The 12,681-nt window shown below is 64.0% G+C and carries 13 protein-coding genes; 10 read left to right on the top strand and 3 right to left on the bottom strand.

Going from position 1 to position 12,681, the window contains the following annotated elements:
- Positions 1-150: 150 nt before the first annotated feature.
- Both CKY51_RS14265 and ykgO read right to left on the bottom strand, forming a co-directional pair.
- The gene (locus tag CKY51_RS14265) at positions 151-480 is read right to left on the bottom strand and encodes a hypothetical protein (RefSeq protein ID WP_022971255.1); all 330 of its coding nucleotides are present in this window, start codon (positions 478-480) and stop codon (positions 151-153) included.
- A gap of 151 nt (positions 481-631) precedes the next feature.
- Entirely contained in the window at positions 632-757 is a 126-nt protein-coding gene (gene ykgO, locus CKY51_RS14260; protein WP_010342887.1) for a type B 50S ribosomal protein L36, read from the bottom strand.
- A 174-nt stretch (positions 758-931) separates the two neighbouring features.
- Between ykgO and cmk the strand changes: the two genes are divergently transcribed.
- From cmk to CKY51_RS14215, 9 genes are all read left to right on the top strand, one after another.
- Positions 932-1,612 (top strand): (d)CMP kinase, encoded by a 681-nt coding sequence (cmk, locus tag CKY51_RS14255; protein ID WP_152249406.1) that lies wholly within the window; start codon positions 932-934, stop codon positions 1,610-1,612.
- Positions 1,613-1,807: 195 nt separating this feature from the next.
- Complete coding sequence (rpsA, locus tag CKY51_RS14250; RefSeq protein WP_011037340.1) at positions 1,808-3,487, top strand: 30S ribosomal protein S1; 1,680 nt, start codon at positions 1,808-1,810, stop codon at positions 3,485-3,487.
- 88 nt (positions 3,488-3,575) lie between these two features.
- Positions 3,576-3,887 (top strand): integration host factor subunit beta, encoded by a 312-nt coding sequence (locus tag CKY51_RS14245; protein WP_022971250.1) that lies wholly within the window; start codon positions 3,576-3,578, stop codon positions 3,885-3,887.
- Between the two features lie 66 nt (positions 3,888-3,953).
- Positions 3,954-4,259, top strand: a complete 306-nt coding sequence (locus CKY51_RS14240; protein ID WP_152249405.1) for a lipopolysaccharide assembly protein LapA domain-containing protein — start codon at positions 3,954-3,956, stop codon at positions 4,257-4,259.
- Between the two features lie 6 nt (positions 4,260-4,265).
- Entirely contained in the window at positions 4,266-5,444 is a 1,179-nt protein-coding gene (gene lapB / locus CKY51_RS14235) for a lipopolysaccharide assembly protein LapB (RefSeq protein WP_022971248.1), read from the top strand.
- A complete protein-coding gene (locus CKY51_RS14230; RefSeq protein ID WP_022971247.1) occupies positions 5,445-6,434 on the top strand; it encodes an MraY family glycosyltransferase in 990 nt (329 codons plus the stop codon).
- Positions 6,431-8,338 carry a polysaccharide biosynthesis protein gene (locus CKY51_RS14225; protein ID WP_022971246.1) on the top strand — a complete coding sequence of 636 codons (1,908 nt, stop codon included), beginning with the start codon at positions 6,431-6,433 and terminating at the stop codon, positions 8,336-8,338. Before CKY51_RS14230 ends, CKY51_RS14225 begins: the two co-directional genes overlap by 4 nt.
- A complete protein-coding gene (gene galU, locus CKY51_RS14220) occupies positions 8,338-9,231 on the top strand; it encodes a UTP--glucose-1-phosphate uridylyltransferase GalU (protein WP_152249404.1) in 894 nt (297 codons plus the stop codon). The genes CKY51_RS14225 and galU overlap by 1 nt, the downstream gene beginning before the upstream one ends.
- A gap of 165 nt (positions 9,232-9,396) precedes the next feature.
- Positions 9,397-11,238, top strand: coding sequence for a monovalent cation:proton antiporter-2 (CPA2) family protein (locus tag CKY51_RS14215; RefSeq protein ID WP_152249403.1), 1,842 nt, complete (start codon positions 9,397-9,399; stop codon positions 11,236-11,238).
- Between the two features lie 177 nt (positions 11,239-11,415).
- Here the strand turns inward: CKY51_RS14215 and CKY51_RS14210 are convergent, their stop codons facing one another.
- Positions 11,416-11,736 (bottom strand): DUF1244 domain-containing protein, encoded by a 321-nt coding sequence (locus CKY51_RS14210; RefSeq protein WP_152249402.1) that lies wholly within the window; start codon positions 11,734-11,736, stop codon positions 11,416-11,418.
- A gap of 49 nt (positions 11,737-11,785) precedes the next feature.
- On the opposite strand from CKY51_RS14210, the gene folD reads away from it, so the two are divergent.
- Positions 11,786-12,679 (top strand): bifunctional methylenetetrahydrofolate dehydrogenase/methenyltetrahydrofolate cyclohydrolase FolD, encoded by an 894-nt coding sequence (gene folD, locus CKY51_RS14205; RefSeq protein ID WP_022974273.1) that lies wholly within the window; start codon positions 11,786-11,788, stop codon positions 12,677-12,679.
- The last annotated feature ends 2 nt before the right edge of the window (positions 12,680-12,681 follow it).

Here is a 12,681-nt window from a genome sequence, read left to right as displayed (position 1 = left end):
ACCTGTCTGAGCCCGCCAGCTGCGGGCGATGGATGAATCCCGCGCGAGGCGGTGCCTGTGGGCGCCATCGATCGATGTGGACGCTGGCGCCAGGCAAGCGGCGCGGGCGCGAGCTGGCAGCAGAGACGCCGCCGCCGCGCCCTGGCCGGGTCAGCGGATCGGCGGCTTGGGGCCGATCTCGTTGGCATCGGCCTGGTTGGCGACCACGTCGATGACTTTGCTCTTCTCGAAGTACACGGTGAAGCTCGGGTACACCCAGCGATTGATGGTCGGCCACTGGCGCTTCTGCCCGCCACGCGGGTCGAGCTTTTCCTGTGGGGCGCCGTAGCGGGCCTCGACCTGGCTCATGCTGTCGCCGCGCAAGGGGAGGGCGGCGGCAGGCTTCTCCTGGACTCGCTCGATCAGCAACGTTTCGGCGGTGGCGCTGGCACTGATCCCCATCAGTGCGATCAGCGATCCTGCGATCAGATAGTGGCGCATGTCATCTACTCCCCAGTGGACAAGATTCGAACGGTGATTACAGCAAAAAACCACGACAAACGCCCGTGGCGGCGGACGGCAGTTGCCGCCGCCGACAAGAAAAAACCGCCCGAGGGCGGCTTTTCCAGGTCGTACAGCGCGCCTGTTGGGCTCAGCGCTGACGTGCCTTGAAACGCGGGTTCGACTTGCAGATCACGAAGACCTTGCCGCGGCGGCGGACCACCTTGCAGTCGCGGTGACGGGCCTTCGCCGACTTCAGGGAGGACAGGACTTTCATGGCACACCTCTAGGCGTAAACGTTGGATTCGAAGAGAGAGTGCGCCATGCTCGAAGGTGCACCCGGAATTAAGCCGGCAATTCTAACCGCCTTTTCGTCGTGCTTTCAAGTGCTTGCAGCCGAAGCGCGGCAGGCGGCGCTACACTAGTGCCTAGTGCCCTCCTGGATACCTGAATGACCGATCTTTCCCCCGTGCTCACCATCGATGGCCCTTCCGGCGCAGGCAAGGGGACGGTCAGTCGAATCGTCGCCTCCCGCCTGGGCTGGCATTATCTCGATTCGGGGGCGCTCTACCGCGCCGTCGGGGTGGCGGCCAGCTGGGCGGACCTGGATGTCTCTGATCCCGCTGCCCTGGTGCGCTGCACCTTCGACACCCGGGTGGAATTTGCCGAGGCCGGCGAGGCAGGGTTGCGGGTGTTGGTCAACGGTGTCGATGCCACCGCCGAGCTGCGGCTGGAGACGACCGGGGCGCTGGCCTCGGCCATTGCCGCCATTCCGGAGGTGCGGGGTGCCCTGAAAGAGCGCCAGCGCGCCTTCCGCCAGCCGCCAGGGCTGGTGGCGGATGGCCGCGACATGGGGACGGTCATCTTCCCGGACGCCGCCTGCAAGGTCTTTTTGACCGCCAGTGCCGAGGAACGTGCGGCCCGTCGCCATAAACAGTTGATGGAAAAGGGTGTTTCGGTTATCTTTGACGACCTGCTGCGGGAGATCATGGCCCGGGATGCCCGGGATGCGCAGCGGGTGGTGGCGCCCTTGCGGCCGGCCCAGGATGCCGTGCTGATCGATACCAGCGGGATCGGGGTCGAAGAGGTCGTCCAGCGCGTGGTCGATTTGCTGGATCGCGCGTCGTCGTAAGTCGTTCGCGTTTGGGTGTTCCGCGCGCGGGTCCTCCCGCCGATCGTAAGGCGTTGCAAGCTCCGTCGCACATCGGGTGCGGCGGTTCTATTCGTTCACAACCGACCCGCAAACCGGGGTCGACCAACAGGCTGGGTGGTTGCATCGTCCGCAGTGCGCCGATCGCCGCCCGTGTGTTCAACTGAGTAAAATCAAATGACAGAATCTTTTGCCGAACTGTTCGAAGCCAGCCAAGCCAATCTGGCGAAGCTGAAGCCGGGCTCCATCGTCACCGGTACCGTCGTGGAAGTGCGCGGCGACGTGGTGGTGATCAACGCTGGCCTGAAGTCCGAAGGCATCGTGCCGATCGAGCAGTTCCGTAACGACGCTGGCGAAATCGATGTCGGCGTGGGCGACCAGGTCAAGGTCGCCCTCGACTCCATCGAGAACGGCTTCGGCGAAACCGTGCTGTCGCGCGAGAAGGCCAAGCGCGCGATGGTGTGGGACGAGCTGGAAGAAGCGTTGGAGAAGAACGAGACCATCACCGGCCGCATCAGTGGCAAGGTCAAGGGTGGTTTCACCGTGGACATCAAGGATGTCCGCGCGTTCCTGCCTGGTTCGCTGGTGGATGTGCGCCCGGTGCGCGACCCGGCCTATCTGGAAGGCAAGGAGCTGGAGTTCAAGCTGATCAAGCTGGACCGCAAGCGCAACAACGTCGTTGTCTCGCGTCGTGCAGTGGTCGAGAGCGAGCACTCGGAAGAGCGCGAGCAGCTGATGGACAAGCTGCAGGAAGGCGCGATCCTGAAGGGCGTGGTCAAGAACCTGACCGATTACGGCGCGTTCGTGGACCTGGGCGGTATCGACGGCCTGCTGCACATCACCGACATGGCCTGGAAGCGCGTGCGTCATCCGTCCGAAGTCGTCAACGTCGGCGACGAGCTGGACGTGCGCGTGCTGAAGTTCGATCGCGAGCGTAACCGCGTCAGCCTCGGCCTGAAGCAGCTGGGCGAAGATCCGTGGGACAACATCGCCCGTCGTTACCCGGCCAACAGCCGCGTGTTCGGCAAGGTCTCCAACGTCACCGATTACGGCGCGTTCGTCGAGATCGAGCCGGGCGTGGAAGGCCTGGTGCACGTGTCGGAAATGGATTGGACCAACAAGAACGTCAACCCGTCCAAGGTTGTGCAGGTCGGTGACGAAGTCGAAGTGATGGTGCTGGACGTCGATGAAGAGCGTCGCCGCATCTCGCTGGGCATGAAGCAGGTTGCCGCCAATCCGTGGGAAACCTTCGCTGCTACCCACAAGAAGAACGACAAGGTGTCCGGTCAGATCAAGTCGATCACCGACTTCGGCATCTTCATCGGTCTGGACGGTGGCATCGACGGTCTGGTTCACCTGTCCGACATCAGCTGGAACACCACCGGCGAAGACGTCGTGCGCAACTACAAGAAAGGCGACACGCTGGAAGCCGTGGTGCTGGCAGTGGACCCGGAGCGCGAGCGCATCAGCCTGGGCGTCAAGCAGCTGGAGCAGGACCCGTTTGGTCAGTACATGGCGTCCAACCCGAAGGGTTCGAAGGTCGAAGGCGTGGTGCGTGAAGTGGATGCCAAGGGCGCCACGATCGACCTGGCCGACGGCATCGAAGGCTACGTCGCTGCACGCGACATCGCCAACGAGCGCGTCGACGATGCGACCCAGCACCTGAAGGTCGGCGACAAGATCGAAGCCAAGTTCGTGGGTATGGACCGCAAGGGCCGCACCCTGCAGCTGTCGATCAAGGCCAAGGACGATGCCGAAATGCGCGAAGTGCTGGAGGAATACCAGTCCGCGTCGGGCGGCACCACTCAGCTGGGCGCACTGTTGCGCGCGCAGTTGAACAGCAACAAGTCCGAGTAAGCGCCAAGCGCTCTCGCGAGCGTGACGAATCGGCCCGGGCTTGCCCGGGCCGATTCCGATGCGTCATCCGAAATCTCCACGTGTTCCCATGACCAAGTCCGAATTGATCGAAATCCTGGCGCGGCGGCAAGCGCATTTGAAGTCGGACGACGTCGATCTGGCGGTCAAGTCCCTGCTCGAAATGATGGGGCAGGCGTTGTCCAGCGGCGATCGGATCGAGATCCGGGGCTTCGGCAGCTTTTCCTTGCACTATCGGCCGGCGCGTCTGGGGCGCAATCCCAAGACCGGCGAGTCGGTGGCACTGCCGGGCAAGCATGTCCCGCATTTCAAGCCAGGCAAGGAATTGCGTGAGCGCGTCAGCGCGGTGGTGCCGGTCGATCTGGCCGAAGCGACCGACTGAGTGGCTGCTGCTGCTGCGTTCGGGTCGGCTCGGTTAAGCTAGGGCCCTCCCCGACGGAGTCTCGCGATGAAGGTGTTTCGCTTGCTGGTGATGCTGGCCTTCCTGTTGGTCGGTCTGATCATCGGTGCGGTCAATTCCCAGGATGTCACCCTCGACTTCCTGTTCTCAAGTGTGCATACGACTTCCGGGATCGCGATCATCGTCGCGCTGTTGGTCGGTGTACTGATCGGCGCCGGCATGGTGCTGGTCAGCGTGGTCATTCCCCTCTATTCCAAGCTGCGTCAGGCCAACAAGGCCGCTGCAGCCAGTCGCGTCGACGTCCGTCCGGTTTCCTCGCCGGTCGCCGAATCGCGCCCCCTCGATGGACTGTAAGACCGTATGGACTTCCTGACCGAGTGGTTCTGGTTCTTTCTTTTTGTGCCACTGGCAGCGCTGGGTGGCTGGATCGTCGGTCGCCGCGGCGGCCAGCGGCATGGCGACACCCAGGTCAGTCGGTTATCCAGCACCTATTTCCGTGGTCTGAATTACCTGCTCAACGAACAGCCCGACAAGGCGATCGAGCTGTTCCTGCATATCGCCGAGCTGGACAAGGAAACCTTTGAGACGCAGGTTGCACTGGGACATCTGTTCCGCCGCCGCGGCGAAGTCGACCGCGCCATCCGCCTGCACCAAGGCCTGGTGCAGCGTGGCGACCTGACCGACCAGCAGCGCGTCCAGGCCTTGCTGGCGCTAGGCGAGGACTACATGAAGTCCGGGCTGTTGGATCGGGCGGAAACGGTGTTTTCCGAGCTCGCCCAGTTGGACCAGCGCGCACCGCAGGCCTTGCGACATCTGATCGGTATCTACCAGGCCGAGCGCGACTGGGAAAAGGCCATCGATAACGCCACCCGTTACGAGGACGTCACCGGCGAGCCCATGGGTAAGCTGATTTCCCAGTTCGAATGCGAGCTGGCCGATCGTTATCGTGGCTTGGGCAAGATCGACGAGGCGCTGGCAGCGATCGCTCGTGCCTACCAGGCCGACGGTACCTCGGTCCGGGCCGGCATCCTGGAAGGGCGGATCGAAGCCGAGCGCGGGCACGACGAGGCCGCGGTGCGGGCATTCGAGCGCGCCGCGCGGCACGACCCGGAGTATCTGCCGGAAATCATTCCGGCGTTGATGGCGGCGTATCGACGCGTCGGCGATATCGCCGGTGCGCGCAACTTCCTCTCCGAGATGACCGAGCACTATCGCGGCATCGCGCCGGTGCTGGCATTGACGCAATTGATGGAGGCCCAGGATGGGGTCGCGCCAGCGTTGGCCTACCTGGGACGCCAGCTCAAGGACCGCCCATCGGTGCGTGGCGAGTCGGCCTTGATCGATCTGACCCTGGCCGAGGGCAACGATCCGATCGGCACCTTGCACGATCTCAAGCACATCACCGATCAGCTGCTGGTTCGCAACCCGAGCTATCGCTGCACGCGCTGCGGGTTCGGTGCCAAGACCCATCACTGGCAATGTCCGAGTTGCAAGGAATGGGGCACGGTCAAGCCGCTGCTGAACTACGCGGTGGTCTGAATGATTCCTGTTTGGCTCTGGTGCCTGGCACACGCGGCGGTCGCCGCACTCGGCACCTGGGTGTTGCGTCGCTACGCTCTGCGCAGGCGTCTGCTTGATCAACCGGGCGAGCGTCGCAGCCATACGGTGGCGACGCCACGCGGCGGCGGCATGGCCATCGTCGCCGCAATTCTGCTGGGCTGCGTGGGCGCCGGTTGGATGTGGCCGCAGATCCGGTCCTGGCTGCCTTGGTACGCGGCTGGACTGGCCTTGGTCGCTGGCATCGGTTGGTGGGACGATCATCGGCCGCTGTCGGCCCGCCTGCGGTTTGCCGTTCACCTGATCGCCTCGATCCTGTTGGGCGTGCTGGTCGTGCGGGCAGGGGGCACGTTGCTGGACGGCGTCCTGACCGCCTTGGCATCGCTGGTGTTGATCAATGTCTGGAACTTCATGGATGGCATCAACGGGCTGGCGGCCAGTCAGGCGGCATTGGCAGCGCTGGCATTCGCCCTCGTACTGCCGATGGGGCCTGCCTTCGCCAGCCTGGCGGTGGCCTCCGCGTGCCTGGGCTTCCTGCCGTTCAATTTCCCTCGGGCATGGATCTTCCTCGGCGACGGCGGCAGTGGTGCGCTCGGCTATCTGCTGGCTGGCCTGATGGCCCTGACCATCGCCAGCGGTACGGCGAGCTGGTGGATTGCCTGGCTGCCGCTGACCGCCTTTCTTGTAGACGCCGGCTTCACGCTACTGTCTCGCATGCTTTCCCGACAACGCTGGTGGGAGCCTCATGCTCAGCATGTCTACCAGGCGATGGCGCGACGCCTGGCGTCGCATGTTCCGGTCACTGCGGTTTATTTCGCTTTCAGCCTACTTGCGCTGTGCTTGTATGTGGTAATTCATTCCCATGCGCCGCCGCTGCAGATGGTCGCGGCGGGTGTGTGGGGTCTCGGTGCAACGGCGGTGTGGCATTTTCTGCGCCATGGATTGCGCAACTCGAATAACGGACTTTTATGACTTCCTGGCGTGACCATTTAACCAAAGCGCTGCCGAAGGCGGCAGTCGTGTTGCATGACCTTTTGATGGTGTGGGTGTGCTGGCAGCTCCTGCATGCCGGCCGCTACTCGATGCTGCGCGATGCCCCCGACTTGCCGTTGTGGGACTGGCGCACCGGCGTGGTGCTGGTCGCCCAGGGACTGGTGTTCTGGCGCATGGGCCTGTACCGCGGCCTATGGCGTTTCGCCTCGGTGCCGGATTTGTGGAACATCTTCAAGTCCAGTTTCCTCGGCTTGGTGGCGATCGTACTGGCCTTGTCCTACGACCGACTGGACGGTGTGCCGCTGTCGGTGTTGGTGGTCTATCCGTTTGCGCTGTCGGCCCTGCTCGGGACGCCGCGGCTGCTCTACCGCGCCTGGAAGGATTACCAGATCGCCCACTCCGGAGACACGGCACAACGGGTACTGATCCTGGGCGCAGGCCGGGCGGCCGAGGGCCTGGTGCGCGATCTGCGCCGGACCGGCTCCTTCGTACCCGTTGGCCTGCTGGACGATGCAACTCATCTGCATGGTGCCAAGATCCAGGGTTTGAATGTGCTGGGCGGCCTGGACCAGGCCGGTGCCATTGCCAAGGAGACTGCTGCCAAGCTGCTGGTGATCGCCATCCCATCGTTGGATGCGGCCGGCATGCAGCGGGTGGTGGCGATCTGCGAGAGCACCGGGCTGCCGTTTCGGACCGTTCCCAAGCTGATCAACGTGCTGGAAGGCCGTTCGCTGCCCGGCGAGTTGCGCGAGGTGGCGATCGAAGACCTGCTCAATCGCAAGCCGGTCACCCCGGACTGGCGACTCATCCGCGATTGGCTGACCAACAAGACGGTGATGGTTACCGGTGCCGGCGGCTCGATTGGCTCGGAAGTGTGTCGCCAGTGCGCCCGCCATGGCGCGCGTCGGATCGTGTTGTTGGAGATCGATGAACTGGCGCTGCTGACCATCGATTCGGACCTGCGGCGCTTGTTCCCCGATATCGAGGTCGTGCGTGTGTTGGGCGACTGCGGCGACCCCGGAGTGGTGGCGCATGCGCTGCGGACCGCCACGCCGGACGCAGTCTTCCACGCTGCTGCGTACAAGCAGGTCCCGTTGCTGGAAGAGCAGTTGCGCGAGGCGGTGCGCAACAATGTGCTGGCCACCGAAAACGTGGCGCGCGCCTGTCAGCGTGCCCGTATCGAGACCTTCGTCTTCATTTCCACCGACAAGGCGGTCGAGCCGGTCAACGTGTTGGGGGCGACCAAGCGCTATGCGGAGATGATCTGCCAGAGCCTGGATGCGCGCGATGCGCCGACCCGCTTCATTACCGTGCGCTTCGGTAACGTGCTGGATTCTGCCGGTAGCGTGGTGCCGCTGTTCCGCGAACAGATTCGTCAAGGCGGGCCGGTCACCGTGACCCATCCGGACGTGACCCGCTATTTCATGACCATTCCAGAAGCCTGCCAGTTGGTGGTGCAGGCGGCCGCGTCCGCATCGCACGGAGCCATCTATACGCTGGACATGGGCGAGCCGGTGCCGATTCGCCTACTGGCAGAGCAGATGATTCGCCTGGCTGGCAAGCAGCCCGGCAAGGACGTGGCCATCCTCTACACCGGACTGCGTCCAGGCGAGAAGCTGCACGAGACGTTGTTCTATTCGGACGAGGACTACCGCCCGACCGCGCATCCCAAGATCCTGGAGGCAGGCGTGCGCGAGTTTTCGCACGAGCAGGTCTTGCAGTTGGTCGCACGACTGCGCGAGGCCGTTAATCGTTATGACATCCATGCATTGGAGACTGTCATGGGCGGCTTGATGCCAGATTTTGCGGCTGCTCGACGGAAAGTCGACACGCGATCTGATACGGTCGTTCCATTCCCCGCACGTGAGGTCAGAAGACTTTAATGAGCAAGCGTATTCGTAAGGCCGTTTTTCCCGTTGCTGGTCTTGGGACCCGCTTTCTGCCGGCAACCAAGACGGTGCCGAAGGAAATGCTGCCGATCATCGATAAACCGCTCATCCAGTACGCCGTCGACGAAGCGATCCAGGCAGGCTGCGATACGCTGATCTTTGTGACCAACCGCTACAAGCACTCCATCGCCGATTACTTCGACAAGGCTTACGAGCTGGAACAGAAGCTCGAGCGTGCCGGCAAGATGGAGCAGCTGGAGCTGGTGCGGCATGCATTGCCTGACGGCGTGCGCGCCATTTTCGTGACGCAGGCCGAGGCGCTGGGTCTGGGCCATGCGGTGCTGTGTGCCAAGGCCGTGGTCGGCGATGAGCCGTTCGCCGTATTGCTGCCGGACGACCTGATGTGGAACCGCGGCGATGCCGCGCTGACCCAGATGGCGAATGTGGCGGAAGCCTCCGGCGGCAGCGTCATCGCGGTCGAAGACGTGCCGCGCGACAAGACTGCCAGCTACGGCATTGTGTCGACCGATGCGTTCGACGGTCGCAAGGGCCGGATCAACGCCATCGTCGAAAAGCCCAAGCCGGAAGTGGCGCCCAGCAATCTCGCGGTGGTTGGGCGTTACGTCCTCAATCCGAAAATCTTCGAACTGCTCGAATCCACCGGTGCCGGCGCCGGCGGCGAGATCCAGCTGACCGATGCGATCGCTGAACTGCTGAAGCAGGAACAGGTCGATGCCTTCCGTTTCGAAGGTCGTCGTTTTGATTGCGGCGCGCACATCGGCTTGATCGAAGCGACCGTGCACTTCGCACTGGAACACGAGAAGCATGGCGGGCCTGCCAGGGAAATCCTGCGCACCGCGCTGGCCGAGGCCGACACACGCGGCTGATTGCTGCCGATATCGCCCCTCCGCGAACGACGCCATCCGGCGTCGTTCGTCGTTTAGCGTTGTCGAATCGCCGCTGCGCCGGCTGTGCCTGTTGTAAGCGAGCGCAGCAACGGATGCGCAATCCGATACAGGCAGTTACCGCGACCTTGCCGCTAGAATCCGGGCATGAGCCAGTCTGCGCATCCCAGTGAACTGATCAATGCGGTCGCCCTGCTGGGTGCCGCGGTGGTCGCCATTCCGCTGTTCCGCCGATTGGGCCTGGGCTCGGTGCTGGGATATCTGGCCGCCGGTCTGGCGATCGGTCCGTTCGGGCTGGGCCTGTTCGGCGATCCGCAGGCGATTTTGCATGTGGCCGAGCTGGGCGTGGTGATGTTCCTGTTCGTGATCGGGCTGGAAATGCGACCCTCGCATCTGTGGAGCTTGCGTAAGGAAATCTTCGGCCTGGGCACCGCCCAAATCAGTGCTTGCGCACTGGTGCTGACCGGCATTGGTGTCCTGCTGGGCCTGGCCCCGGCGGTGGCCTTCGTGGCGGCGTCCGGCTTCGTGCTGACCTCCACCGCCGTGGTGATGCAGTTGCTCGCCGAGCGCGGCGATGTCGCCTTGCCGCCGGGACAGAAGATCGTGGCGATCCTGCTGTTCGAAGACTTGTTGATCGTGCCGCTGCTCGCGATCGTCGCCTGGATGGGATCCAGCGGCGATCCGCAGGTGGCCTCGCACCGTTGGCAGGATATCGGTGTGGGACTGGCTTGCATTATCGGTCTGTTGGCGGCGGGGCGCTGGTTGCTCAACCCCTTGTTCCGGATCCTGGCCGCGTCCAAGGCGCGCGAGGTGATGACTGCCGCCGCATTGCTGGTGGTGTTGGGGGCCGCCTTGCTGATGCAGCTGGGGGGATTGTCGATGGCCATGGGCGCGTTCCTGGCTGGTGTGCTGTTGTCCGAATCCACCTTTCGACACCAGATCGAGGCGGATATCGAACCGTTCCGCGGCATCCTGTTGGGGCTGTTCTTCCTCGGCGTCGGGATGAGTCTGGATCTGCGCGTGGTCGCGGCCGACTGGCAACTGATCGTCACCGGTGTGCTGGCGCTGATGGTCGGCAAGGCGGTCTGCATCTATGTGGTGGCGCGGCTGATGCGCAGCGACCACCGCCAGGCACTTGATCGCGGCGTGTTGATGGCGCAAGGAGGCGAGTTTGCGTTCGTGCTGTTCGCTGCCGCCTCGGCATCGGGCGTGATCGACGCGCAGGTCAATGCCAGCCTGACCGCGATCGTGGTGCTGTCGATGGCACTGACGCCGCTGTTCGTGCTGCTGCAACGCCGGTTCACGCCGGCGTCCGAGGTCTCGCTGGACGGCGTGGAAGCGGCCAGCGGGCAGACCGGCAGCGTGTTGATCATCGGCTTCGGCCGCTTTGGCCAAGTGACCAGCCAGTCGCTGCTGGCGCGCGATGTCGACGTGACCATCATCGACAACGACATCGAGATGATCCAAAGCGCAGAGGAATTCGGCTTCAAGATCTATTACGGCGACGGCACCCGCCTCGATGTGCTGCATGCCTCCGGCGCGCACAGCGCGCGGGCGATCGCGGTCTGCGTCGATGATCGCGAGGCGGCCAATCGCATCGTCGAGCTGGCAACCCGGGAATTTCCGCATGCCCGCCTCTTGGTGCGCTCGTTCGATCGTGAGCATTCGCTGCAGTTGATCGCGGCGGGCGTGGATTATCAGATCCGGGAGACGTTCGAGTCCGCCGTGATCTTCGGCCGAATGGCACTGGTCGAGCTCGGGGTGGACGAAGACGAAGCCAGCATGATCGCGCGCGAGGTCCGCCGTCGCGACGCCGAACGGCTGGAGCTGGAAATCGCCGCTGGTAATGTGCGCGCCGGGGCAGGGCTGATGTACGGCAATATCACCCCGACGGTACCCAAACCCACACCGTTCACGCCGCCACGGCGAGAGAGCCGCTCGCTCAATCGCGATGCAGCCACCAGCAAGGAGCCGGCGTTGCCGGAGTGAGCCCGGCAAGCGGTAGCCGCGTTTGAGCGATGTCCTGCAGTGCGTGCGCTGGCGTTGCAGGAACCAAGAGAGTGGCGGAGGCCGCCAGCCTGCCGCCGGATCTCCAGGACCTGCACGCGCTCCAGCATCGAGACCGATCGCGGATTCGACACCGCACCGGTGCCAGTGCAGCAGCGATCAGCCGTGCTTGCGTTGGGCCTCGGCAAAGGCTTGCAGCTGTTCGGGCGTGGCCTCTTTTTGATTCTGCTGCTTCCACTGTGCGAACGGCATGCCGTAGACCGCTTCGCGCGCTTGTTCCTTGCTCATCGACTGGCCATGGGCCTCTGCCGCTTCCCGGTACCAATCGCCCAGGCAGTTGCGGCAGAAACCGGCAAGTATCATCAGATCGATGTTCTGCACGTCGGTGCGGTCCTGGTTGAGATGCTGCAGCAGACGGCGGAATGCGGCGGCCTCGATGGCAGTTCGGGTCGAATCGGAGCTCTGAGTGGTGTCGGTCATGATGGAATCGGGGACAATAGACGGCCTTCGACTCTACACCCGACGTCCCATGACCGCTTCCGTGCCAGTCGCCACCGCTTCGGCCCGCCTTCTCGATGGACGTCGCATCGCTGAGGAGTTGCTCGACGGACTGAAGCTGCGGGTGGATGCGCGCTTGGCGGCCGGCAAGTCGCGTCCCGGTCTGGCCGTGGTGCTGGTCGGTGGCGATCCTGCGTCTGCGGTGTATGTCCGCAACAAGCGGCGCGCCGCCGAGAAGGTGGGAATCGAGGCCTTCGACTACGACCTGCCGCACGGGACCAGTGAGGCCGAATTGGCAGGATTGATCGACCGTCTCAACGCCGATCCCAAGATCCACGGCATCCTGATCCAGCTGCCGCTGCCGGGCATTCCCGATGCCAATCGGTTGATCCAGCGGATCGATCCGCGCAAGGACGTGGACGGTTTCCATCCGCAGAATGTTGGCCACCTGGCGCTGCGCGAGTTCGGTCTGCGTCCTTGCACGCCACGCGGCATCGTCACCCTGCTTGCGCACACCGACCAACCGGTGCGGGGCCGCAACGCGACCATCGTCGGGGTGAGCAACCACGTCGGCCGGCCGATGGGGCTGGAGCTGCTGATTGCCGGCTGTACCGTCACCAGTTGCCACAAGTTCACCCCGCCGCCGGTGCTCGAGGCCAGCGTGCGCGGCGCCGATATCCTGGTGGTGGCGGTGGGAAGGCCTGGGTTGATTCCGGGCGAATGGGTCAAGCCGGGTGCGGTGGTGATCGACGTCGGCATCAATCGGCTGGACGATGGGCGCCTCGTCGGCGATGTGGGCTTCGAAGCAGCAGCACAGCGGGCAGCCTGGATCACGCCGGTGCCGGGTGGGGTCGGGCCGATGACGGTGGCCACGCTGATGCAGAACACCATTGAGGCGGCCGAGGCGGCTGGGGGGCGGGAGTAGGG

This window comes from Xanthomonas maliensis (assembly GCF_009192945.1).
Lineage (GTDB): Bacteria > Pseudomonadota > Gammaproteobacteria > Xanthomonadales > Xanthomonadaceae > Xanthomonas > Xanthomonas maliensis.
Note: the sequence above shows the minus strand (reverse complement) of the source record. Positions and strands in the feature narration are given on the sequence as shown.

Bases quoted from the DNA above. Each gene is read 5' to 3' on its own strand.
- CKY51_RS14265 (WP_022971255.1), bottom strand. From the start codon at position 480: ATGCGCCACTATCTGATCGCAGGATCGCTGATCGCACTGATGGGGATC.
- ykgO (WP_010342887.1), bottom strand. From the start codon at position 757: ATGAAAGTCCTGTCCTCCCTGAAGTCGGCGAAGGCCCGTCACCGCGAC.
- cmk (WP_152249406.1), top strand. From the start codon at position 932: ATGACCGATCTTTCCCCCGTGCTCACCATCGATGGCCCTTCCGGCGCA.
- rpsA (WP_011037340.1), top strand. From the start codon at position 1,808: ATGACAGAATCTTTTGCCGAACTGTTCGAAGCCAGCCAAGCCAATCTG.
- CKY51_RS14245 (WP_022971250.1), top strand. From the start codon at position 3,576: ATGACCAAGTCCGAATTGATCGAAATCCTGGCGCGGCGGCAAGCGCAT.
- CKY51_RS14240 (WP_152249405.1), top strand. From the start codon at position 3,954: ATGAAGGTGTTTCGCTTGCTGGTGATGCTGGCCTTCCTGTTGGTCGGT.
- lapB (WP_022971248.1), top strand. From the start codon at position 4,266: ATGGACTTCCTGACCGAGTGGTTCTGGTTCTTTCTTTTTGTGCCACTG.
- CKY51_RS14230 (WP_022971247.1), top strand. From the start codon at position 5,445: ATGATTCCTGTTTGGCTCTGGTGCCTGGCACACGCGGCGGTCGCCGCA.
- CKY51_RS14225 (WP_022971246.1), top strand. From the start codon at position 6,431: ATGACTTCCTGGCGTGACCATTTAACCAAAGCGCTGCCGAAGGCGGCA.
- galU (WP_152249404.1), top strand. From the start codon at position 8,338: ATGAGCAAGCGTATTCGTAAGGCCGTTTTTCCCGTTGCTGGTCTTGGG.
- CKY51_RS14215 (WP_152249403.1), top strand. From the start codon at position 9,397: ATGAGCCAGTCTGCGCATCCCAGTGAACTGATCAATGCGGTCGCCCTG.
- CKY51_RS14210 (WP_152249402.1), bottom strand. From the start codon at position 11,736: ATGACCGACACCACTCAGAGCTCCGATTCGACCCGAACTGCCATCGAG.
- folD (WP_022974273.1), top strand. From the start codon at position 11,786: ATGACCGCTTCCGTGCCAGTCGCCACCGCTTCGGCCCGCCTTCTCGAT.